A 22,228-nucleotide genomic window follows, 5' to 3' on the forward strand; every position below is an offset into this window, starting at 1 on the left:
CGACGCACCCGACGCCACCGGGACGCGGGTGCGCGGCCGGTGCACGGGGGACGGTGCCGTCGTCGCAGTCACAGCCGGCCGCTCCCGACCGGACCGTACCGCCTCGCCTCCGCTCACCCCACCCGGTGCCCGCCCCCGGCATCCGCCCCCGCCACCCCGTGCTCCCCGAGCGGCCCCACCGTCCACCCCGCCTCGCGGCAGTCGCCCACGATGTCCGGCAGGGCGGCCAGGGCGGCCCGCCAGCAGTCCGGGGCGGCGGCGTGGTCGGTGTCGTGCAGGAGGATCGTGCCGCCTCCGCTCAGGTCCGCCCCGACGGTCGCCCGTACCGACGCGCGCGTGGCGTCGTGCCGCCAGTCCTTGCCCCAGGCCGTCCACAGCACCGGCCGCAGCCCGGCCCGGCGGGCCGCCGCCCAGCGTCCGGAGGTGAGGATGCCGTACGGCGGGCGGTACCAGCGTGGAGCGCGTCCGGCTGCCTCGCCCACCGCGCGGGCGGCCCGTACCAGCTCGCGTACGTCCCGCGTCGGCGTCGGCAGCCAGGGGCGGTCGTGCCTCCAGCCGTGGACGGCGAGTTCGTGACCGCGCAGGGCCAGCTCGCGGGCCGGCTCCGGGTGGCGTACGAGGTTCTCGCCCAGGAGGAAGAAGGTCGCCCGTACGCCGAGCGCGTCCAGCGCGTCAAGGAAGTGCGGCGTGGACGTCGGATCGGGGCCGTCGTCGAAGGTGAGGGCGACGTGGTCGGGGCGGCCCTGTCCGGCCAGCCCCGGAAACCGGCGCCGACGCAGCTCCGGCAGCCAGGTCGCGGCCGGACCGACGTGGGCCAGCGCGGCGACGACCGGCGCGACGGCGTACACCGCCCGTCCGGCTCGAAACCCCTCACGCATCCGTGGTGCCTCCGGTCCGCTCGGCGCTGTGGTCACGACCTCCGCTGTTCCTGCCCCCGCTGCCCCGCCCGGGGCCCGTCCCGTGCCGCCGGCACCGTGTCCCAGGCACCGTGCACCGACGGCGCCCGCGCCAGGCCCACGCTGCCGAGACCGATCAGCGCCACACCGATCAGCTCGGGCAGCACGCGCACCCCGAGGGCGATCTCCTCGCCGAACAGGCCCGCACCCAGCGCGACGCTGGTCAGCGCGTCGCCGAGGGTCAGCGCGGGCTGCGACGCCGCGAGGGTGCCCGCCCGCAGCGCACTCTGCAGCAACAGGAAGCTGATCACGCCGACCACGGCCGTGGCATACAGCGGCCACTGGGTCAGCACGGCGCCCGCACCTTGGGGAAACCGCCCGGTGACCTCCTTCAGCAGCGCGGCCGTACCACCGAACCCCACGGCGGACGCCGACCCGAACAGCGCGGCGCGGGGTGCGCCCCGGGCCAGGCTGCCGGCGCAGGCGAGCGACGTCATGACGACGAACAGCGACAGACCGGCCCAGCCCCAGCGGCCGGGCGTCGCGGTGTCGTGGCCCGCGGACGGCGAGGCGGCGACCAGGAACAACGCGAGTCCCCCGGCCAGGGCCACGAAGGCCAGCCAGGTGCGCCGGTCGGGACGGCGGTGGAAGACCACGCTGCCTACCATCAGGGTGAACAGCAGCTCGCTGGCCATCAGCGGCTGGACCACCGCCAGACTGCCCACGGCCAGCGCCGCCGCCTGCAGCACCGTCGTCAGCGCGAGCAGTGCCGCGCCGCCCAGCCAGTACCGGTCGCGCACCAGCCGCAGCAGCGAGCGCACCACCGTGTGCGCGGCACCGGCCCGGTCCGCGTCCTGCGCCGCGGCCCGGCGCTGGAGCACCGACGCGGCCGCGTTGGACAGCGCCGCGAACAGGGCCAGGACGACGGTGAGGGCACTCACGGCCGAGCGTTCCCGCTCATCCGGAGCTCATCCGAACCGCGCGGCCAGCCGCCGGTACACCCCTGGAGCCGCACCCCGCACCCGGCACGGCAGCCGCAGCCAGCCCGGCACGTACACCTCGTCCCGGCCCCGCTCCACCGCGTGCCGTACCGCGTCGGCCACGCGCTCGGGAGGCACCGGACGCGGCCTGGACCGCTGGTAGGGAGCGCCGCGGCGTTCGAAGAACGGTGTGTCGACGACACCGGGCACCACATGCGTGACCCCGACGCCGGTGCCCCGCAGCTCGTAGCGCAGGGCGTCCGCGAAGGCGCCGACGGCGGCCTTGGCGGCGGAGTACACGGCCTCGTCGCGCACCGCCACACTGCCCGCCAGCGACCCGATGAGCACCACCCGTCCCGACCCCGCCTCCACCATCGAGGGCAGCACGAGCCGTACCAGCCGCAGGGTGGCCAGCACGTTGATGTCGAGCACCTCATCGATGGTGTGCGGGGGCATGTCCAGGAACTCCCCGGCCCAGCCGACCCCGGCCCCGGCCACCAGCAGGTCCACCGGGCCCACCGTGGCCAGCGTGAAGTCGGTGAGCTGCCGGTCGGCGCCGGGCAGGGTGAGGTCCGCGGCGAAGGCGGTGGCCGACACGTCCTCGGCGACCTCGTGCAGCCGGCCCGGGTCACGCCCGCTGAGCACCAGCCGCCAGCCGCCCTCGTCGCCCAGCCGCCGGGCCACGGCCGCGCCGATGCCGGAGGACGCCCCGGTCACGAGCGCCGTGCGCGTCCTCGTGCCCCGGACGGCCACGTGCTCGCGCCGGGGCCTGGCGTGGGCCGCGTCGGGTGCGACGACCTGCCGTCCGGGGACGGACCGGGGACGGGAGAACGCAGACACCATGGCGACCACCTTGGCTCGGGGCGGACGCGGAGGAGGCGTACCGACCAGGCGGTCGGGCTCCGCGTCCGACCGGACGGGCGGTCACGGAGTATCCCTGGCAGGACACCCGAAACGCCCGACTGTGCGATGGTTTGGAACATATCAGGAGGGCAACTTGGACCGCCGTGCATCCTCGCAGCTCCTCCACGCCCCACCGGCCCCCGGCCCCGCGCGCACAGCGGGAGGGCAGCCGTCTGCTGGTGGTCAGCGCGAGCATGGGCGCCGGCCACGACACGGTCGCCGCCGAACTCGTCCGCCGAGCCCGGGAGCGCGGCGGCGACGGCCAGGTCGTCGACGTTCTCGCGCTGCTGCCGTACGGCCTGGGCCGCGCGCTGCGGCACTTCTACCGGGGGGCGATGCGCCACTTCCCCTGGGTGTACGCCGTCCTGTACCGCCTGTTCCTGCGCCCCGGCCCCGGACGCCGCCCCAGCGGCACGCCCCTGGCCCGGCTCGCCGGTGGCCGACTGCGCGAGCTGGCCGAGCGGACGGGCGCGGACGTGGTGGTCCCCGTCTTCCACCTTGGCTCCCAGCTGACCGGTCATCTCCGCGCCCGTGGTCTGCTGCCGGTGCCCAGCGTCGTCCTCGTGGTCGACTTCGCCGTCCACCGGCAGTGGCTCCACCCCGGCAACGACCACTACCTGTGTCTCTCCGAGGACGGGGCGCGCGAGGTGCGGGAGAGCACGGGCGTGTCCGCCGGAACATGCGGTCCCGTCGTGGCCCCGGAGTTCTTCGCCGACGCTCCGGGGGCGGCCGACTGGCGCGGGCTGTTCGACCGGCTCGGTCCCGGCCGGCCCGCCGTCGTCCTGTCCGCCGGCGCCTGGGGAGTCGGCTCCCACCTGCACACCACCGTCCGGCTCCTGACGGACCACGGCTTCCTGCCGGTCGTGCTCTGCGGCGACAACGAGCGGCTGCGCCGCCCGCTGTCCGGCACACCGGGCGTGATCGCGCTGGGCTGGGTGACGGACATGCCCGGCCTGCTGCACGCGGCCCGCGCCCTCGTGGACAACGCGGCCGGCCAGACCGCCGTCCAGGCGCTCGCCGCCGGACTGCCGGTGGTGGGGCACCGCCCGATACCCGGTCACGGCGCGGACGGCGTCCGGCGGATGGCCGCGCTGGGCGTGTCGGACGTCGCCGAGGACGACACCGCGCTGCTCGGCGCCCTGCGGCGCCTCACGGCCCCGGGCCCGGCCCGTCGGGAACGGGTCGCCGCCGGACGCGCACTGTTCACGGACGACGCACTGACCCGGGTGACCCGCCTCGCGGGCACCGCGCGCCCACGCCGGTGAGACCGCGCCCGTTTCCCCGCGAGACCGCGCCCGTTTCCCCGCCCGGGCGCAGGGCACCCGGCCACCGGCGGGCACCGCCGGAAGGAGGCGACGCCGTGCGGCTCGACACATTCCTGTCCCTGGTCCGCGACCGCGGCGAATACCACAGCAAGGACGAGGCGGAGCAGGTCAGTACGGCCGTCCTGTGGGTGATCGCCTCCCGGATCGACCCCGAGGAGGCCGCCGGCCTGGCCGCGGAGCTGCCCGCGCCCCTGGACGACGCGCTGCGCCTGGAACGGGGACGCCCCGAGTCCTTCGGCCGCGAGGAGTTCCTCCGGCGCGTGGCCCAGCAGACCGGCGCCCGGCCGCGCACCGCGGAGTGGGACGCGGGCGCCGTGCTCTCCACCCTGGCCGAAGCGCTGCCCGGCGACCGCGTCGACCGGCTCCTGGCCCAGCTGCCCGCGGACTGCGCCGACCTCTTCGGCCGACCGGCACCGCACTGATGCGGCCGACGCCCACGCGTCGGAGGACGACCGGAGGTGGAGGACTACCGGAACAGGGCACCCGGCCCCGGTCGAGGAGACGGTCCCCACAGGAGGCACCCATGACGGACGGTGAGCAGCGCTACGACGAGGGCGGAGACACCCCGCTCGGCGGGTACGCGGCGCTCGCGGCGACCTTCGCGACGGGCGCCGGCGTGTTCGCCGCGACGGCGCGGCGCCGCGGGCTGCGCCTGCCGGACACCGTCCCCGCCTGGGACGTGGCCCTGCTGGGGGCGGCGACGTTCAAGGCCTCCCGGCTGCTGACCAAGGACAAGGTCACCAGCTTCCTGCGGGCTCCGTTCACCAGCCGCGAACGCGAGAGCAACGCCAACGAGGTGATGGACGCCCCGCGCGGCACCGGCCTGCGCCGTGCCGTCGGGGACCTGATCTCCTGCCCGTTCTGCACCTCCGCCTGGGTGGCCGGCGGACTCGTCGGCACCTACGCCGTCGCGCCCCGGGCCGGCCGGCTGCTGTGCGCGGGTCTGACCGCGATCGTGGTGTCGGACTGGCTGCAGTACGCGTGGAGCGTGACGGAGCAGAAGGCCGAGGGATGAGCCTGCGGTGAGGGCGGTCAGTCGCGCTCGGCGCGCTCGGCACGTTCGGCGTGCAGCTTCTTCACGCGGGCGGCCTCCTTGCGGACGTCGGCCTGGACGGCCTGCTCCCGCTCCAGCCACTCGGGACGTTCCTGCTTCAGCGCCTCGATCTCGTCCGTGGTGAGCGGCTGGGCGACCCCGCCCCGGTGCAGGCCCGCGATGGACACGCCCAGCTTGGCCGCGACCACCGGGCGCGGATGCGGACCTTCGCGCCGCAGGTCCCGCAGCCACGCGGGCGGGTCGGCCTGCAGCGCGTTCAGCTCGGCGCGCGTGACGACGCCCTCCCGGAACTCGGCGGGTGTGGCCTCGAGGTACACACCCAGCTTCTTCGCCGCGGTCGCGGGCTTCATGGTCTGGGTGTTCTGGTGCGACGTCATGGTGTCCAGGGTATCGAGCATGTGAGCGGCCCCCGACCACGCCCGGTAACCTGGCGGGGTGACAGGCTCGGAAGATCCCCCCTCGTTCCGGCTCGCGTACGTCCCGGGGGTGACGCCCGACAAATGGGTGCGCATCTGGAACGAGCGGCTGCCCGACGTCCCGCTGTCCCTGACCCAGGTCCCCGCCGCCGCGGCGAGCGGAGCGCTGCTGGGCGGTGACGCCGACGCCGGGCTCCTGCGGCTGCCCGTCGACCGGACCGCCCTCAGCGCCATCCCCCTGTACACCGAGACCACGGTCGTGGTGATCCCCAAGGACCACCTCGTCACCGCGGCCGACGAGGTGACCGTGGAGGACCTGTCCGACGAGATCGTGCTGCATCCTCTGGACGACGTCCTCGGCTGGGAGCGTCCGCCGGGGCGGCCCGCCTTCGAGCGCCCGGCCACCACCGCGGACGCCGTCGAGCTGGTGGCGGCCGGGATCGGTGTGCTGCTCGTGCCCCTGTCGCTGGCCCGGCTCCACCACCGCAAGGACCTCACGTACCGGACGGTCACGGACGCTCCCCAGTCCGGCGTGGCGCTGTCCTGGCCCGAGGACGCGCACACGGACCGGGTGGAGGACTTCATCGGGATCGTCCGGGGCAGGACCGTCAACAGCACCCGGGGCCGGCAGCCCGCCCCGGCCGGGTCCACGACCGAGCGCACCGGGAAGACCGCCGCGCGACGCAAGCCGGCGGCCTCGAAACAGACCGGCGGCGCGCGACGCGGCTCCGCCGGCACCACCGGCAGGGGCGGCGGCAGCAAGGGCGGCGGTGCCAGGGGCGGCAGGCGCGGCAAACCCCGCGGCCGCTGACGCCCCCGCCTCAGCGGACCGTCGGACTGGGTGTCGGCGCCGACGTGTTGACGTCCAGCCCGGGCGGCTCGGTGAGGGAGAGCACCGGCTCACCCGGCTGCGGAACCGGTGGCGTGAGCTGCACCTTGGGCAGGTTCGGCGGCGCCGACTGCTGGAAGTTGACCTGGTCGAAGTTGACCAGTCCCGTCTTCTCCAGCACCGTGATGTGGTCCAGCACGGTGTCGTTGGCCTGGTCGGCCAGCTGCCGGACCAGGGAGTTCTTGGTGTTGGCGCGGATGTTGGCGATCGCCGGGAAGATCTGGCCGTGCGTGATGCGCATGATGTTGACCGCCGTGGTGTCGAACTGCTTGCCCGTGGTCCCGTCCACCGTCGACACGAACTGCTGCTGCTGGGGGGACGCCAGATTCGGCAGCGTGATGCCCAGCTCGGGCGCGATCCTGCGGCAGGTCGCGTCGAGCCGGGAGTGGCCGGCGACCAGGTGCTCGCCGGCCTCCTTCATCTCCGGTGTCGTCCCCCGCTCCATCGCCATCAGCCCCAGCGGGTGCTCCCACAACCCAGCGGCACGCACCTTCACCACGAAGTCCCGGTCCTGCTCGGTGAGCGGCCCGTACCGCGTGTTGGTGATGATCCGGGCCTGGTCACTGCCCGTGTTCTGCATCCCGAGCATGGTCGGGTAGGCGAGCGCGGTGAGGGTGAGGACCAGGGCACCGGCCACGAAGGCGGTCCCTGCCGTGGTGCGCGTGATGCGCATCGTGCCTCCTGGGACGAGGACAGGCTCGGACACCAGGAGGTACGGACGCGGACGGCGAACCGATCACTTCCCCGGGTAAAAATTCGGCCGTCGTCTCCCCGGGTGAAAAACTGGCCGTCCTCAGTCCGCGTACGACGCCTGCCGCGCGGTGCTCACCACCCGCTCGCCCTCGTCGCGCCCGAGCAGCCCGGCCGTCACCCACGCGTCCACCGTGGACCGTACGTGCGCCACCAGCGCGCCCTTGCCGCGGAACGGGGCCGCGGCCCAGATCTCGTCGAGCAGCGTGGTACCGTCGTCCTTGGCCGGGTTGGCGACGCCGGAGTCGGTGCCGCCGAGGATCACCCGGGGCTCCGCACGGCGGAAGTAGGCGTGCGTCGGGTCCTCGGTCCCCTCGGCGAAGGGCGCCCACTCGGTGCCGTCCAGCGTGTAGTGCAGCGGCCGGCTGGCGACGGGCGTGAGCGTGGGCAGCAGGTCGCCGGAGAGACCCGCGTCGCGGTACAGGCCGCATTCCAGGTGACCGGTGCCCGAGCTGCGGGCGACCAGATTGACCGGGCCGTAGAACAGGGCCTGCAGGGTCGGGTCGTCCAGGGCCTTCTCCACCCGCAGCCGGAAGGGGACGCGGATGCGCACGGTGTCGCCCCGGCGCCAGGTCCGGGACACGGTGAAGTAGCTGCCCGGCGTCGGAGTCCCCGGGACGGTACGGCCGTTGACGGTGACCCGGAACCCCGCCGTGGCCCACGACGGCACCCGCAGCCGCAGCGCGAAGGAGGCACTGCCGCCGCCGATGGTGAGGGTGCTGCCCTGCTCCCGGGGATAGTCCGTGGTCTGGGTGACGGTGACGCCGCGCTCGGCCCAGGTCAGCGTGGAGCGGCTGTAGAGGTTGACGTACAGGGCACTGCCGTCGGCCGCGGCGAAGTACACCGAATCCTGGTACTTGGTGGCGCTCTCCATGCCGGTGCCCTCGCAGCAGGTCGTGCCCTGCTTGGGCGTGTAGTCCCGCACATGACCGGGCGTCAGCCCGATTAAGTAGGTGACGAGCGGCTTCTCGGCGTCCGGCCTGTCCTGCTTGGAGCCGAGCACCTGGTTGTACAGCGCCCGCTCGTAGTAGTCCATGTACGCCGGGTCCTGGTCGTGGAAGAACAGCGTCCGGCTCAGCTTGAGCAGGTTGTACGCGCAGCAGCTCTCGGCCGTGGTGGCGCCGATCGTGCCCGCGATCACGTCCCGGGCCTTCCAGAACTCGCCGGTGCTGGTGCCGCCGATGGCGTACATGCGGTGCGGTACGACCATGGCCCAGAAGTTCTTCGCGGCGGTGAGGTAGCGCTCCTCGCCCGTCTCGTCGTACAGCCGCACCAGACCGGTGAAGATCGGTATGTGCTGGTTGGCGTGCAGGCCCTCCAGGACGTCGGTGTCCGCGGCGCAGGCGTCGATGAGCCGGTCCAGGTCGAACAGCCGGGCCAGCGCGAGGTGCTCGGGCTTTCCGGTGACGGCGTGCAGATCGCAGATCGCCTCCACGATGCCGCCGAACTCACCGCTGGAGAACAGGCCCCACATGCGCTGCAGCGTGGCCGCCGGCAGTGCGGACAGCCGGGAGTGCATCCAGTCGCACATCCCGGACGCCAGGTCCAGCGCCCGGTCGTCACCGGTGGCGAGATGGGCGTCCAGCAGACCGCGCAGGATCTTGTGCGCGGTGTAGTACGGCGCCCAGACCCTGGTGTAGTCGCTGCCGGTCATCGACTCCAGCTCGATGAACTGCGTCTCCGGGTACGCCGCGAGGAACCCGGGGTGGCTGGGCCCGCCCCAGGTGCGGCGCAGCGTGGCGGTCAGGCCCCGGCCCGAGGAGTCCGCCAAGGTGCCGCCACCGGTCTCGTCGAAGGCGTACGACGCCAGGTCGCCCCGGCCCGCCGGTGCGTCGGCGGCGCGGCTCTCCCGCAGCGCGGCGATCTCGGTGGCGCTCAGGGCACGTGACCAGACGTTGAACTCCTCGAAGGCACCCGCGAAGACGGGGTCGGCGGGATAGTGCGACCTGCCGAGCCAGTGATGGGCGAGTGGGCCGAGGGTGGCGGGGGTCAGGGACATGGCCGTGTTCCGGGCCACGGCCGTGCCGTCGACGTAGAGGGTGCCGGTGCCGTCGGCGAGGGTCACGGCCAGGTGGCTCCACTCGTCCACGGGCAGCGGGGTCGTGCCGTCGAGGCCCTGCTCGCCCGCGGCGCCCCTGTCGGTGACGGCGAAGCGCGGCACGCCGTCACCGTTGCGGACAGCGAGGTACAGGTAACGAGCGGTGTCGTCGCCGAAGTCGAGAACGCGGGCCCAGGCGCCGTCATGGGTGGGCTTCACCCAGGCGGCCAGCGTGATCTCCGGGGTGTCGCCGAGGACGCCGGCCGGGAGGTCGACGTACTGGTGGGAGCCGCGCACCTGCTCCGCGGCGGCGCCGAAGCGGCCGTCCGTGCTCAGCACGGCCGGCTCGTGGCGCAGGGCCTCGCGCACCTCGGTCAGCGCACCGACCATGGTGTCGATCCGCTCGGCGAAGACGCGCTCACCGGTGCTGCGGTACGCCTGGGACAGCATGGTCAGGAAGTGACCGGTGTAGTGGCCGCGGAGGTTGCCGTTGGCCTCGCCGTCCAGCCCCTCCCAGCCACCGGGGGCGACGGCGCCGAGGGTGGAGAGACCGGCGTTGGCGCGGAACACCTGGAGCAGCCGGTTCACGTCGTACCCGCGGGCGTGGTCCAGCATCAGCCGCCGCTTGTCGGCGAAGACACCCCGGCCGAGCGTCACGTCCTCCAGCCCGAACGGCCGTACGGACCAGGCCGCCGGTGCCGCGGGGCCGGCGGGCGCGGCCGGTGCCTGCGGCGCGGTGCCGGGCCGGCCGCCTGCCGCGTACGAGACCGCGGGCGTTCCCGCCGCGACCGCCGTCGCCAGCAGAAGGGTCCGCCGGGAGAAGGACGCTGCCATGTGCTCCTCGATTCTTTCGAAATCTCGAACAACGTTCGGAAGCTCGCCCAGAAGATAGGCAGGAGGCAGCGGAGCGTCAACGTTACGGGCGAGTACGGTCAGGGGGCTCGGCTAGCCGGGTCGGCCGGACCGCACGAGCCAGTCGTACGCCGCCCGTGCGGTGAACTCGCGCTGGCCGCCGCGCAGCAGCAGTCCCGCGGTGGCGAACTCCGGGGCGTCGGCCTGTGCGGCGACGTACGGGATCGCGATGCAGCGCATCCCGGCCGCGTGCGCGGCGGCGGCGCCGGGTGCGGCGTCCTCCAGGACCACGCAGTGGGCCGGGTCCGCCCCGAGCCGGCGGGCCGCCTCCAGGAAGACGTCGGGTGCGGGCTTGCCCTGTGCGACCTCGTCGGCCGAGACGACCGTGCGCAGGTACGCGTCCAACCCGGTGCGGGTGAGGATCGCCTCGATGGCCTCGGGCGACGACCCCGACGCCACGGCCAGGGGCACACCCTCGCCGGCCAGCAGCTCGACGAACTTCCGCATCTCGGGATAGGCGCGTGCCGAGGTGCGGGCCAGCTCCAGATAGTGGCGGTTCTTGACGGCGAGCAGCTCCTGCACCGGGGCCTTGAGGCCGTACCGCCGCTTCCAGTCGGCGACCGTCTCCTGGGTGCTGATGCCCACGTAGGCCTCGTGGTCCGCCCAGGTGAAGTCCGGAACGCCGTACTCGGCGAGGGTCTGCCGGCCCGCTTCGTAATAGTGCGGCTCGCTGTCCACGAGCGTTCCGTCGAGATCGAAGATGACCGAGATGCCGCCGAGAGAGCTCATGGGCCCCAGGATGCCAAGGATCACTTCCGCGCCGCGCGTCCGATCGACTCCACCAGCGGCAGCAGCCGGTGCGGGACGCGCTCGCGCAGCGCCACCTCACTACGGGTGCGGACGACCCCCGGGAGGCTGATCAGCTTCTGGACCACGTCCTCCAGATGCGCGTTGTCACGAGCCACGACCCGGGTCAGCAGATCACCGCCGCCCGTGATCGAGAAGGCCTCGACGATCTCCGGCACGGCCGCCAGTTCCTCGCCCACCTCGTCCAGATGGCCCTGGGTGACCTCGATGTGCACGAACGCGAGCACCGGGTGGCCCAGCGCGGCGGGGGAGAGGGACGGCCCGGTGCCGGTGATCACGCCGTCGCGCTCCAGGCGGTCCAGCCGGGCCTGGAGCGTTCCCCGGGCGATCCCGAGGAGCCGCGCGTACTCGCGCACGCTGGTGCGCGGCTGCTCCAGCAGCAGTCGCAGGATGCGGGTGTCGAGCTCGTCGACGGCCATGACGCCCGGGTCCCTTCGTCCTTCGTCTTCGTCGGCCTGTGTCGTCGGCCTGTGTCGTCGGCCATTGGCCCTTCCGTGGCCGTGGGACCGACATGATCACTGTACCAATGGCCTACTTCTGAAGCAGCCTGTTGAGCCACTGGTGGGCGGGATGCTGATATAGGGGAGTCGATGGCGCTGCGGATCCCGCGGCGCCTTTTTCATGCCAATGACCGGACGGGCGACCTCCGGTTCGCGAAGGGGGCGGTACGCGGTGCTGAAGAGGGTGTTCACGAGCCCGGACCCGGGACGGGCACGGCTGCGGTTCGCCGCGCGGGCCGTCCTCGGCATCGGGCTGGCCGTCGTCGTCTGCGGCTTGGCCGGCACCTCCCTCGTGGGCGCCGTCATCGGCGGGCTCGCCGCACTGCTCGCGCTGTTCACCGTCACCGACGCCACCGTGCGCGGGCAGGCGGTCACCACCGCGCTGCTGCCGGTCGTCGGGCTGCCGGTGCTGGCCGCCGCGGCCGCGCTGCACGACCTGCCCGTGGCCCGGGACCTCACCTTCCTCGCCGTCGTCGGCGCGGGCGTGTACGCCCGGCGCTGGGGGCCCCGCGGGCACAGCCTCGGTGTGTTCGCGTTCATGACCTTCTTCATCGCCCAGTTCCTGCACGCGACCACGGACCGGCTCCCCGAGATGTACGCCGCCGTCCTGCTGTCCGTGGCCACCGCCGCGGCGGTGCGCTTCGGCCTGTGGTGCTACGAACGCCGGGTACCCGCACCGGTCGCCCCCGCGCCGCCCGCCGGCACCGGGCTCGCCCGCATCACCACCCGCCAGGCCGTCCAGGCCACCGCGGGCGCCGGATTCGCCCTGGTCGTGGGCCAGATGGTGTCCGGCGAGCGGTGGTACTGGGCCGTCGGCGCCACCTGGTGGGTCTTCGTCAACACCACCTCGCGCGGTGAGACCCTGGTCCGCGGCTTCCGCCGGGTCCTGGGCACGGTCCTGGGCATCGGCCTGGGCTTCCTGATCGCCGTTCCGCTGGCCGGCTCCGCGGTGCCCACCGCCGTACTCGTCGCCGTCTGCGTCTTCGGCATCTTCTACACCGCCGCGGTCTCCTACACCTGGATGATGCTCTGCGTCACGCTCCTCGCCGAGCTGCTCTACGGCCTCCTGGGCGTCCTCAGCCCCGGGCTGCTCGCCCTGCGCCTCGCCGAGACCGGCGTGGGGGCGCTCGGCGCCGCGCTCGCGGTGCTCGTCCTCCTGCCCGTGACCACGCACGCCGTCAACGACGCGTGGATCCAGCGCGCCCTGCGCTGTGTGCACGCCTGCACGGCCGAGGCCGCCGCCCGTCTCGCCGGAACCGAGGGCGCCGACCCGGCGCCGCGGGTGGCCGAACTGGAGCAGCTCCTCGGCCGGGTCCGGCTGTCCCTCGCCCCGCTCGTGCACCCGCTGAACCCGATGCTCGGCCGCAAGCGGCGCGCCCGCCGGGTGCTCGCCCTGCTCGACGACTGCGCCCGGGAGATCCGCGGCCTGGTCGCCGTCGCCGCCGACCCGGAGGCCTCGCACGACGCCCGGCTGGCCGCTGCCTGCTGGCGGGTCGAGGCCGCGGTCGAGGCGCTCACCGGCGGCGGGGCCGTCCCCGCCCGCGCCGAGGGGCCGCACGCCGCCGAACCCGCGCTGGTCCACCTCCACGGTCTGGAACGCGCCCTGGCCGAACTCGCCGCCCCCCTGCGGAGCCGGTCCGGCTCGCCCCTGGTCGGCGCGTGAGCGGACCGGCCCCACGCCGCGCCACCCGTTTGGTCTAGACCGCAGCTGATCGACTGCTACCGTCACCCCGGGGCACACGATCGGTCGTCACCCGGCGAGGCGCCGGACGGGACGGCTCGATCCGGCGCGACGCGGGACGACAAGCGGGACGAGAGGGGTCTGTGGTGGCGGACGGCGGCAGGCGGCAGCGGCGGGCGTTCATCGGGTCGTTCACGGCGGCCGGCGGCCCCGGGATCCTGACGGCGACCGTCGCCCCCGACAGCGGCGCGCTCACGGTCGTCAGCGGCACGGACCGCCTGCCCGACCCCTCCTACCTGGCCCTGGCGCCCGACGGGGACGTGCTCTACGCCGTCAGCGAGACGGCCGAGGGCGCGGTGGCCGCCTACCGGGTGACCGGCGACAAGCCCGAGCCGGCCGGGCGGCCGGTGTCCGTGAACGGCGACGGACCGACCTTCCTGTGCCTGTACGCCGGGCACGTCCTGACCGCCAACTACGGCTCCGGCAGCGTCACCGCCGTGCCGGTCCGCGCCGACGGCACCCTGGCCCGGACCCCGTCCGGCGTCCTCCGGCACACCGGCTCGGGCCCGCACGCCCAGCGGCAGCAGGCGCCCCACGCACACCAGGTGCAACCCGACCCGAGCGGGCGGTGGGCCGTCAGCGTGGACCTCGGCACCGACTCGGTGCGTGTCTGCGACCTGACCGACGGCTCCCTCACCGTGCACCGGGAGGTCGCGCTGCGCCCCGGCTCGGGTCCGCGGCACCTGGCCTTCCATCCGGACGGCTCTCGCGCCTACGTGGTCAACGAGCTGGCGCCCACCGTCACCGTCTGCCGCTGGGACGCCGCCGACGGCGTACTGCAGCCCCTCACCGAGGTGTCCGTGCTGAGCGGTGTCCCGGCCGGCGACGCCTACCCGTCCGGCATCGCGGTCTCGCCCGACGGCCGTTTCGTGTGGACCGCGACCCGCGGCGAGGACGTCCTGTCCGTGTTCGTGGTGGAGCCCGACGGGCTCCGACTCTTCGGCACGGTGCCCTGCGGCGGACGCTGGCCGCGGGCGATCGCCGCGTCGAACGGCTTCCTGTACGTGGCGAACGAGCGCTCCGGAGACGTGACCTGGTTCGCGCTGGACCCGAAAACCGGCGTCCCCCGCCGCAGCGGCTGTCTCGCGGTACCCGCGGCATCCTGCGTCATCTTCGACTGACCCGGCAACGGCCCCCCCGCAGCCACCCCACGAAGCCCTGCCGCCCCCCGGCAGGGCACGACGAACGACCTGCTCCGGCTCCCGTACCGCGGGAGCCCTCCGGCCGTGGCTGCCCGCTGTGGGCGCAGGCCGCCTCCCGGCCGTGCCGGTGCCGCCCATGTGGGCTCTCCCGGCCGCCCGGGTCCGGCGCAGGCGTGGAGTGCTGTCCGCCTGCCTCCGGTGGCGCCCGCGTGCTCCTCGGACGGTGACCCGCCCGCGCGTGGCACGGCACGGCGAATGACCTGGTCCTGCGCCCGCGTGGGCTCTCCCGGTCGCCGCGGCTGTGGCGGCACGGCGAAGGGGCCCGCTCCTGCGAGGAGCGGGCCCCTTCGGTCGTACGGTGGCCGTGTCCGCGCGGGCGCCGTGCGCCGTGCGCGTCAGCGGACCGGCGTGCCCTGCGGCTGCTGCGGGGAGATGCCGAGCGCCGTCGTGTACTTGGCCAGCGTCAGCTTCCCGATCGCGGGGTAGGGACCGAGCGGTTCGGCGGTGGAACAGCCCGCCTCCTCGGCCGCCGCCTGCAGCAGGCTCGCCTCGATCTCCGGACCGATCAGGTACGGCGCGAGCGCCAGCTGCTGCGAGCCCGAGGAGCGCAGCTGCTCGGCCACGGAGGCGATCGAACCCTCCTCGTCCAGCGCCGCCGCCATCACCGGCACGGCGAGGCGCGCGGCGAGCAGCATGCCGGTGATCCCGGCCGCCTGGACGGCCTCGTCACCGCCCACGGACGCCAGGATGATGCCGTCCGCGGCGGTCGCCACGGTGAACAGGCGGGCGCGGTCGGCGCGGGCCAGCCCCGCCTCGGACAGCCGCACGTGCAGCGCCTCGGCGAGCAGCGGATGCGGGCCGAGCACGTCGGTCAGCTCGGCCGCGACCTTGCTGTCCATGACGGCCTGCCGGATCCGGCGCAGCAGCGCGCCGTCCGGACCGGCGAGCAGCGGCACGACGACGGCGACGGGGCCCTCGGGCTCCTTCACGTCCATCCCCGCGGCGCGCGCCTGCGCGTAGCGGGCGGTGCGCTCCTCGGCGGCACGCACGAGCACGGTCGACAGCGAGAGGAACTCCTCGTCGTCCCCGTCGAGGTGTCCGATACGGGCGTCGAGGCCGGGCAGTTCGGAGCGGGCGATGCTGATGACCTCTTCGGCGAGGCCACGGGTGGCGCTACTGGGCGTGCCCGGCACCGCGAGGACGAGCGCGGGCGCGCCCTCGGGAGCCACCAGGGGTTCGGGACGGCGGTGCCGTCCGGGCTGGCGGGGGCGCGGCATTCGTACTGGCAGGCCGGACGCGGGCCCAGTGGGGGAGCTCATGGCGCCGCATGTTACTGGTTTCCCGGGTTTGCCTGTTCGGGGAGGGTGCAGGTGAGCGGTATCCGTCCGGTTTTGTCTGATGAGTGATGTACGGATCGGCCGACATCGGCACGATTCACCTCGTTGGCGGACCGTTTCTCAGCCACCGGGCAGCGACGTCACCCACAGCATCCTGTCGTCACCCGGAAGGGTGAGCGAGCCGGTGGCCAGGTCGGTCGCGATACGGACCGAGCCGTGCAGCGGATCACCCTCCGCGGCCGTCCGCCGCGCATGCGGCAGCCGCTGCGCCAGCTCCTCCTCCAGCGGTACGACGAGGGGGTCGCCCATCTTCAGCAGACCACCGGTGACCGCGACGCGGGGTTCGCCGCCGGGCGGGCAGACCGCGGCGGCCGAGTCGGCCATGTGCCGGGCGGCGGCCCGCAGCACGCCCGCGGCGACCGGGTCGTCGGCCGCGCAGGCGGCAACCTCGGGCGCGAAGGAGGCGAGGACCGCGGGACGGTCGGAACGCGGATACACCTGACCGGGCAGCCCCGCCACCGGGCCGAACCGCTCCTCGGCCCGCGCCAGCAGCAGCGCGGAGCCGCCCTCCCGGCCGTCGTGGGCGCGCAGCGCCGCCTCCAGCCCCGCCCGCCCGATCCAGGCCCCGCCGCCGCAGTCGCCCAGCAGATGGCCCCAGCCGTCCGCCCGGCGCCAGCGGGCCAGGTCGGTCCCGATGGCGATCAGACCGGTGCCGGCGGCGATCACGGCCCCGGCCCGCGGGCCGAGGGCGCCCACGTAGGCGGTGACCGCGTCGGCGACGAGCGCGACCGTGCGCACCCCGAGCTCCCGGGCCAGCGCGCCCGGCAGCTCGGCACGCAGGGCGTCACCCAGGGTCGCCAGCCCGGCGGCCCCGACGACGACGGTGTCGAGCCGGGACACACCGGTCTCGGCGGTCAATGCCTTGGCCATCGGCACCAGTTGGGTCATCAGATGCCCGGGCTCGATGCCCCGCGCCCCGGTGCGGACGGGTTCTCGCGACGCACGCCGCCCGAGCGGACCGTGCCCGTCGTCACCGGCCGTGCCCATGACGACGCGCAGGCCCGAGCCGCCCGAGTCCACGGCCAGGAAGCCGCTCACGGCAGGCGCCAGTCGACCGGCTGACCCCCCAGTCGCATCAGCAGGTCGTTGGCCCGGCTGAAGGGACGGGAGCCGAAGAAGCCGCGGTCGGCCGACATCGGGGACGGATGCGCGGACTCCACGGCCGGCAGGTCACCGAGCAGGGGCCGCAGATTGCGGGCGTCACGGCCCCAGAGAATGGACACCAACGGCTTGCCGCGCGCCGCCAGCGCGCGTATCGCCTGCTCGGTGACCTCCTCCCAGCCCTTGCCGCGGTGGGCGGCGGGCTTGCGCGGCGCGGTGGTGAGCGCCCTGTTGAGCAGGAGCACCCCCTGCCGGGTCCACGGCGTCAGATCCCCGTTCGAGGGCTGCGGCAGGTTCAGGTCGGTGTTCAGCTCCCGGAAGATGTTGACGAGACTGCCGGGCAGCGGACGCACCTCCGGGGCGACCGAGAAGGACAGCCCCACCGCATGCCCCGGGGTCGGGTACGGGTCCTGTCCGACGATCAGTACCCGGACGTCGTCGAAGGGCTGCTGAAAGGCCCGCAGGACGTTCGCCCCGGCCGGGAGGTAGGTGCGTCCGGCGGAGATCTCCGCGCGCAGGAACTCACCCATGGAGGTGATCCGCCCGGCGACGGGTTCCAGCGCCTTCGCCCAGCCCGCTTCGACGATTTCATTCAAGGGTCGTGGTGCCACGGGCGTCACCCTACTGCCGCACGGGTGACGCCGATCAACCGGTGGCCAAGGCCCGTCCCCCCGGTCCGGGTCATCCGACGACCGCGGCCCGCACGCACAGCACGTCCGGCAGGTGGGAGGCCAACAGCCGCCAGCTGTCGCCCTCGTCGGCCGACGCGAACACCTCGCCGTTGCGGTTGCCGAAGTAGACGCCCGCCCGGTCCGCGTCGTCGGTCCACAGCGCGTCGCGCAGCACCGTGCCGTAGTGGTCCTCCTGGGGCAGCCCCGCCGTGAGCGGCTCCCAGCTCCGGCCCGCGTCGGCCGTGCGGAAGACCCGGCACCGGCGGTCCGCCGGGACCCGGTCGGAGTCGGCGTTGATCGGGAAGACGTATGCCGTGTCGCCCCGGTGCGGATGGGCGGCCACCGCGAAGCCGAACGTGGACGGCAGCCCCGCGCCGATGTCCGTCCAGTGCGCGCCCGCGTCGTCGCTGCGGTACACACCCCAGTGGTTCTGCAGATACAGCCGGTCCGGCGTTTGCGCGTCCCGCGCGACCTTGTGCACGCACTGGCCGAACTCCGGGTCGGGGTCCGGCAGGAACACCGCGGAGACACCGGAGTTGGACGGCGCCCAGCTCGCGCCGCCGTCGGCGGTGCGGAACACCCCCGCGGCCGACACGGCGACCGTGACCGAGTTCGGGTCCCGCTTGTCGGTGAGGACGGTGTGCAGCCCCTCACCGCCGCCACCCGGCACCCACGCGGACCGCGTGGGATGCTCCCACAGAGGGCGGACCAGCTCGAAACTCTCGCCGCGGTCCTCCGAGCGGTACAGCGCGGCCGGCTCCGTGCCCGCGTACACCACGTCAGGCTCCGCCGCGGCCGGGTGCAGCTGCCACACCCGCTCCAGCGAAGCACCCGTCTCCTTGGGGAACTTGACGGCCGGAGCGCTCGGTTCGGTCCAGGTCCGGCCCAGGTCGTCGGAGTGGAACACCGACGGCCCCCAGTGCGCGCTGTCGCCGCCGGCCAGCAGCCGCGGGGTGTCACGACGGGTGTCGAGGGCGACCGAGTAGACGGCCTGTGCGTTGAAGTAGGGACTCTCGTCGAACTCCCAGGTGCCACCCCGCCGGCGCCCGATGAACAGGCCCTTGCGGGTGCCCACGGCGAGCAGTACCTCGGTCATGCCGATCACCTCCGCGGCGTCGTCGACGCCTTGTCTCGGACACCTTTGTCTAGGACACCGGCCAGTCTGCACCCAGGCACTGACAGTCACCTCCGCACAGCCCTTCGCCGCAGGTCACAGCGGCGAGGCCACCTCACGGGGTCAGCAGCGGTCAGTGAAGAACGGGCAGCGCCCGCTCCAGGACGCCGTCGAGGTCGGCCCCGTCCGGCAGCGTGCCGAAGGCGTGCCCCCAGTCGCCGCCGAGCCGGGTCGCGCAGAAGGCGTCGGCGACGGCGGGCGGGGCGTGCCGGACCAGGAGGGAGGCCTGGAGGGTGAGGGCCATCAGCTCCACCAGGCGGCGGGCACCGGTCTCGGACGCCTTCGCCAGCCCCGTCTCCAGCCGGACCACGGCGGCGTCCAGCCGGGCGTCCGCCCCGCGGGACAGGGCGAGTTCGTCGAAGAGGGCGTGCGCGGTGGCGGGGGAGCGGCCCAGCGCCCGCAGCACGTCGAGGGCGTTGACGTTCCCCGAGCCCTCCCAGATCGACAGCAGGGGAGCCTCGCGGTAGTGGCGGGGCATGCCCGACTCCTCCACGTAGCCGTTGCCGCCCAGGCACTCCAGCGCCTCCGCGGTGAACGCCGGGCCCCGCTTGGTCACCCAGTACTTGCCGACGGCGGTGGCGATCCGCCGGAAGGCCGCCTCCCCGGCGTCCCCGCGCACCGCCCGGTCCGCCGCGCCCGCCAGCCGCAGGGTGAGCGTCGTCGCGGCCTCGGACTCCAGCGCGAGGTCGGCCAGGACATTGCGCATCAGCGGCTGGTCGACCAGCCGGGCGCCGAACGCGCTGCGGTGCCGTACGTGATGTCCGGCCTCCACGAGCGTCTTGCGCATCAGCGTCGCCGAGGCCATCACGCAGTCCAGCCGGGTGCAGTTGACCATCTCGATGATCGTCTTGACGCCCTGCCCCTCGGGCCCGACCAGCCAGGCGACCGTCCCGTCGAACTCGGGCTCGGAGGAGGCGTTGGACCGGTTGCCGAGCTTGTCCTTCAGGCGCTGGATGCGGAAGGTATTGCGGCTGCCGTCGGGCAGCACACGCGGCACCAGGAAGCAGGAGAGCCCGCCGGGAGCCTGGGCCAGCACCAGGAACACGTCGCTCATCGGCGCCGACGTGAACCACTTGTGCCCACGCAGCGTGTACACGCCGGGCTCGGCGGTCGGGGTGGCCGCGGTGGTGTTCGTGCGCACGTCCGAGCCGCCCTGCTTCTCGGTCATCCCCATGCCGGCCAGCAGGCCCCGCTTCCGGGTGGGCGTGCGCAGTTCCGGTTCGTACTCCCGGCTGGTCAGCAGCGGCTCGTAGACCTTCGCGAGCTCGGGCTGGACGCGCAGCGCGGGGACGGCCGCGTAGGTCATCGACGTCGGACAGCCGTGGCCCGCCTCCGTGTGTCCCCAGACCAGCCCGCCGGCGGTCCGCGCGACATGGGCGCCCGGCCGGTCGTCCGCCCAGGCCGCACCGGCCAGGCCCGCGCCGACCGCCACGCGCATCAGATGGTGCCAGCTCGGGTGGTACTCGACCTCGTCGATCCGGTTGCCGTACCGGTCGTGCGTGCGCAGCACCGGCTCGTGGCGGTTGGCCAGCTCGCCCCATTCCTGCGCCTGAGCACTGCCGGCCCGCCGGCCGAGCAGCCGCAGCTCCTCCTCGGCCCATCCTGCGCCCTCCCGCCGCACCCCCTCCAGCAGGGCGGTGTCCTCGGAGGCGTCGTAGGGGGCCGGGGGCGGGGGCTGGTTGGTGACGTGGTGCGTGGCGTACCCCCCGGGGTGGCCCGCGGACTCCTCGTACGGCTCCTGCGAGAGTGTCGTCATGCCTCGAGTGTTGCACTATTGCTGCGACCGCAGCAATAGTGCAACACCGTGTGCGCACGTAGAGTACGGACTCATGTGGATGGACGACACGGGCCCGCGCGGATGAACGAAGCCCTGCCGGCGGGCGAGTCCGCGCCGCGTCCGCTGTCCGCGCGGTCGGTCGTCCTGAGCCTGCTGCTCGGCACGCACCCTCCCGAGCTGCCGGTACGGGAACTGGTGCGGCTGGTGGAGGGTTTCGACGTCGGCGGGTCCACCGTGCGCGCGGCGCTGAGCCGGATGGTGGCGGCCGGTGATCTGCGGCGCACGGACACCGGCTACCGCCTCAGTGAGCGGCTGCTGGAGCGCCAGCGGCGCCAGGACGAGGCCGTACGCCCGCACACGCGCGCGTGGGAGGGCGACTGGGAGATGGTCGTGATCACCGCGACGGGGCGCGGGCCCGCCGAACGCGCCGACCTGCGCACCCGGCTGACCGCCCTCCGCCTCGCCGAACTCCGCGAGGGTGTCTGGCTGCGCCCCGCCAACCTGCGCCGCCCGCTGCCCGCCGGCCTCGACCGGGTGGCCCAGGACTACCTCGCGAGGCCTGCCCGGCCGGCCGCCGAGCTGGCCGCCGACCTGTGGCCGCTGGACGCCTGGTCCGACACCGCGCGGGTGCTGCTCGCCCATGTCGACCGGGCGCGGCGTCCGGCCGATCGCCTCACCGCCTTCGCGGCCGTCGTGCGCCACCTGCTCGCCGATCCGGTCCTTCCCCCGGAACTCCTCCCGGCCGACTGGCCCGGCGCGGCCCTGCGGGACGCCTACACCGCCTACCAGCGGGAACAGACGGGACAGGTCCGGGCGCGGGGCACCCGGACCTGAGACGGCGGGATCACCCGCCCGTCATGCGTGCGTCACTTGTAGGTGATGTCGGACGACGCGTACTTGCAGTGTGTGCCGTCGGGGCCCGACCCGGCCGAGTCCGGCTCGTCGCCGTCGTCGTTGCCGATGTACTTCTGGCACGGGACGATCTTCTTGCTGGTGTCCCCGACGATCGTGATGTTGCGCAGGGTGGCGCTGTCGCCGTAGTTGGTGTTGATGCCGGCGATCCGGCTGCCCTTCCAGCTCACCTCGATGGTGTCGAGGTTGATCGTCCGCTTGTACTGCGTCGAGCAGTTGCCGCAGGACCGGATGAAGGTGCCGAAGTTCTTGACCGCGAAGTCGGAGACGTTCAGCGTGCCGGCGCCGTTGAACTGGAAGACCTTGTCGCTCGCCTCCTTCGCGCCGCCGCCGGACACGGTGTAGACGTTCGACGACGAGGAGCCCCGGAAGGTCGCCGCGTCCTCGCCGACGTCCTCCCACCAGACGTTCTGCAGGGTGCAGCTGCCCTTGCAGTGGATGCCGTCCGCGGCCGGGGCGCCGATGATCACGTTCTTGAGGACGGCGCCGGGAGCCAGCTCCAGGATGGGGCCCTGGTCCTCGTCCTGGCCGCCGGAGCCGAGGTCGCCGGTGCCGTAGAGGCGCTTCATCCCGTAGTCCTTGGTGCCGGAGACCTGGATGGTCGACGAGACTCCCTCGCTGCCGTTGGGGGTCGGCCAGGTGGCGGCGTGCGCCGCGGTCTCGACTGTCATGAGCATGCCAATCGAGAGTCCGAGCGCGGCCAGCGCACCGGTCGCGCCGGTCGCGGCGCGTCGCCGCGCCCGGGGGCGTGTCGCAGCAGTCATGTTCTGATCCCTTCCATGGGAAGTGGGGGTGGAGCGGATCATGTACGTGAACGTCGTGCATCATGCCGTTCGTTGTCCC

The 22,228-nt window shown here is 73.9% G+C and carries 21 protein-coding genes; 7 read left to right on the top strand and 14 right to left on the bottom strand.

Annotation, left to right across the window (positions count from 1 at the left end):
* Window positions 1–113: 113 nt before the first annotated feature.
* Genes ACIGO6_RS23460 through ACIGO6_RS23470 form a run of 3 tightly spaced genes read right to left on the bottom strand, consistent with a single transcriptional unit; the run spans window position 114 to window position 2,719 of the window.
* Window positions 114–878 carry a polysaccharide deacetylase family protein gene (locus ACIGO6_RS23460; RefSeq protein WP_399879489.1) on the bottom strand — a complete coding sequence of 255 codons (765 nt, stop codon included), beginning with the start codon at window positions 876–878 and terminating at the stop codon, window positions 114–116.
* Between the two features lie 32 nt (window positions 879–910).
* Window positions 911–1,837, bottom strand: coding sequence for a DMT family transporter (locus ACIGO6_RS23465; RefSeq protein ID WP_399879132.1), 927 nt, complete (start codon window positions 1,835–1,837; stop codon window positions 911–913).
* Between the two features lie 27 nt (window positions 1,838–1,864).
* Window positions 1,865–2,719: an SDR family NAD(P)-dependent oxidoreductase gene (locus tag ACIGO6_RS23470; protein WP_399879134.1), complete on the bottom strand. Its 855-nt coding sequence runs from the start codon at window positions 2,717–2,719 to the stop codon at window positions 1,865–1,867.
* A 254-nt stretch (window positions 2,720–2,973) separates the two neighbouring features.
* On the opposite strand from ACIGO6_RS23470, the gene ACIGO6_RS23475 reads away from it, so the two are divergent.
* The 3 genes from ACIGO6_RS23475 to ACIGO6_RS23485 all read left to right on the top strand — a co-directional run bounded on the left by ACIGO6_RS23475 (window position 2,974) and on the right by ACIGO6_RS23485 (window position 5,119).
* Window positions 2,974–4,044 (top strand): galactosyldiacylglycerol synthase, encoded by a 1,071-nt coding sequence (locus ACIGO6_RS23475; protein ID WP_399879491.1) that lies wholly within the window; start codon window positions 2,974–2,976, stop codon window positions 4,042–4,044.
* A gap of 95 nt (window positions 4,045–4,139) precedes the next feature.
* Window positions 4,140–4,526 carry a DUF2267 domain-containing protein gene (locus ACIGO6_RS23480; RefSeq protein WP_399879136.1) on the top strand — a complete coding sequence of 129 codons (387 nt, stop codon included), beginning with the start codon at window positions 4,140–4,142 and terminating at the stop codon, window positions 4,524–4,526.
* A gap of 101 nt (window positions 4,527–4,627) precedes the next feature.
* Window positions 4,628–5,119, top strand: a complete 492-nt coding sequence (locus ACIGO6_RS23485; protein WP_399879138.1) for a DUF1360 domain-containing protein — start codon at window positions 4,628–4,630, stop codon at window positions 5,117–5,119.
* Between the two features lie 17 nt (window positions 5,120–5,136).
* Here the strand turns inward: ACIGO6_RS23485 and ACIGO6_RS23490 are convergent, their stop codons facing one another.
* Window positions 5,137–5,535, bottom strand: a complete 399-nt coding sequence (locus tag ACIGO6_RS23490) for a DUF5997 family protein (protein ID WP_399879140.1) — start codon at window positions 5,533–5,535, stop codon at window positions 5,137–5,139.
* A 58-nt stretch (window positions 5,536–5,593) separates the two neighbouring features.
* Here ACIGO6_RS23490 and ACIGO6_RS23495 point away from each other — a divergent pair, with 58 nt between their 5' ends.
* Window positions 5,594–6,385, top strand: a complete 792-nt coding sequence (locus tag ACIGO6_RS23495; RefSeq protein WP_399879142.1) for a LysR substrate-binding domain-containing protein — start codon at window positions 5,594–5,596, stop codon at window positions 6,383–6,385.
* Between the two features lie 10 nt (window positions 6,386–6,395).
* On the opposite strand, the gene ACIGO6_RS23500 is transcribed toward ACIGO6_RS23495, so the two are convergent.
* From ACIGO6_RS23500 to ACIGO6_RS23515, 4 genes are all read right to left on the bottom strand, one after another.
* Window positions 6,396–7,136, bottom strand: a complete 741-nt coding sequence (locus tag ACIGO6_RS23500) for a DUF4142 domain-containing protein (RefSeq protein WP_399879144.1) — start codon at window positions 7,134–7,136, stop codon at window positions 6,396–6,398.
* A 120-nt stretch (window positions 7,137–7,256) separates the two neighbouring features.
* Window positions 7,257–10,085 carry a beta-L-arabinofuranosidase domain-containing protein gene (locus tag ACIGO6_RS23505; RefSeq protein WP_399879146.1) on the bottom strand — a complete coding sequence of 943 codons (2,829 nt, stop codon included), beginning with the start codon at window positions 10,083–10,085 and terminating at the stop codon, window positions 7,257–7,259.
* Between the two features lie 111 nt (window positions 10,086–10,196).
* Window positions 10,197–10,892: an HAD family hydrolase gene (locus ACIGO6_RS23510; RefSeq protein ID WP_399879148.1), complete on the bottom strand. Its 696-nt coding sequence runs from the start codon at window positions 10,890–10,892 to the stop codon at window positions 10,197–10,199.
* Between the two features lie 20 nt (window positions 10,893–10,912).
* Window positions 10,913–11,389 carry an Lrp/AsnC family transcriptional regulator gene (locus ACIGO6_RS23515; RefSeq protein ID WP_399879149.1) on the bottom strand — a complete coding sequence of 159 codons (477 nt, stop codon included), beginning with the start codon at window positions 11,387–11,389 and terminating at the stop codon, window positions 10,913–10,915.
* Window positions 11,390–11,642: 253 nt separating this feature from the next.
* On the opposite strand from ACIGO6_RS23515, the gene ACIGO6_RS23520 reads away from it, so the two are divergent.
* Window positions 11,643–13,133 carry an FUSC family protein gene (locus tag ACIGO6_RS23520; RefSeq protein ID WP_399879151.1) on the top strand — a complete coding sequence of 497 codons (1,491 nt, stop codon included), beginning with the start codon at window positions 11,643–11,645 and terminating at the stop codon, window positions 13,131–13,133.
* Between the two features lie 164 nt (window positions 13,134–13,297).
* Window positions 13,298–14,332: a lactonase family protein gene (locus ACIGO6_RS23525; RefSeq protein WP_399879153.1), complete on the top strand. Its 1,035-nt coding sequence runs from the start codon at window positions 13,298–13,300 to the stop codon at window positions 14,330–14,332.
* Window positions 14,333–14,748: 416 nt separating this feature from the next.
* Here the strand turns inward: ACIGO6_RS23525 and ACIGO6_RS23530 are convergent, their stop codons facing one another.
* The 5 genes from ACIGO6_RS23530 to ACIGO6_RS23550 form a co-directional block, all read right to left on the bottom strand.
* On the bottom strand, window positions 14,749–15,672 hold the full coding sequence (locus tag ACIGO6_RS23530; RefSeq protein ID WP_399879154.1) for a sirohydrochlorin chelatase: 924 nt from the start codon (window positions 15,670–15,672) through the stop codon (window positions 14,749–14,751).
* 138 nt (window positions 15,673–15,810) lie between these two features.
* Entirely contained in the window at window positions 15,811–16,737 is a 927-nt protein-coding gene (locus tag ACIGO6_RS23535) for an N-acetylglucosamine kinase (protein WP_399879492.1), read from the bottom strand.
* A 47-nt stretch (window positions 16,738–16,784) separates the two neighbouring features.
* On the bottom strand, window positions 16,785–17,462 hold the full coding sequence (locus ACIGO6_RS23540; protein WP_399879156.1) for a uracil-DNA glycosylase: 678 nt from the start codon (window positions 17,460–17,462) through the stop codon (window positions 16,785–16,787).
* Between the two features lie 70 nt (window positions 17,463–17,532).
* Window positions 17,533–18,618 (bottom strand): WD40/YVTN/BNR-like repeat-containing protein, encoded by a 1,086-nt coding sequence (locus ACIGO6_RS23545; protein WP_399879158.1) that lies wholly within the window; start codon window positions 18,616–18,618, stop codon window positions 17,533–17,535.
* A 151-nt stretch (window positions 18,619–18,769) separates the two neighbouring features.
* Window positions 18,770–20,452: an acyl-CoA dehydrogenase family protein gene (locus ACIGO6_RS23550; protein ID WP_399879160.1), complete on the bottom strand. Its 1,683-nt coding sequence runs from the start codon at window positions 20,450–20,452 to the stop codon at window positions 18,770–18,772.
* Between the two features lie 102 nt (window positions 20,453–20,554).
* Between ACIGO6_RS23550 and ACIGO6_RS23555 the strand changes: the two genes are divergently transcribed.
* A complete protein-coding gene (locus ACIGO6_RS23555; RefSeq protein WP_399879162.1) occupies window positions 20,555–21,307 on the top strand; it encodes a PaaX family transcriptional regulator C-terminal domain-containing protein in 753 nt (250 codons plus the stop codon).
* 32 nt (window positions 21,308–21,339) lie between these two features.
* Here ACIGO6_RS23555 and ACIGO6_RS23560 read toward each other — a convergent pair whose 3' ends face one another.
* Window positions 21,340–22,149, bottom strand: coding sequence for a pectate lyase (locus ACIGO6_RS23560; RefSeq protein ID WP_399879164.1), 810 nt, complete (start codon window positions 22,147–22,149; stop codon window positions 21,340–21,342).
* Between the last annotated feature and the right edge of the window lie 79 nt (window positions 22,150–22,228).

The organism is Streptomyces sp. NPDC053750, assembly GCF_044544295.1.
Taxonomy (GTDB): Bacteria; Actinomycetota; Actinomycetes; order Streptomycetales; family Streptomycetaceae; genus Streptomyces.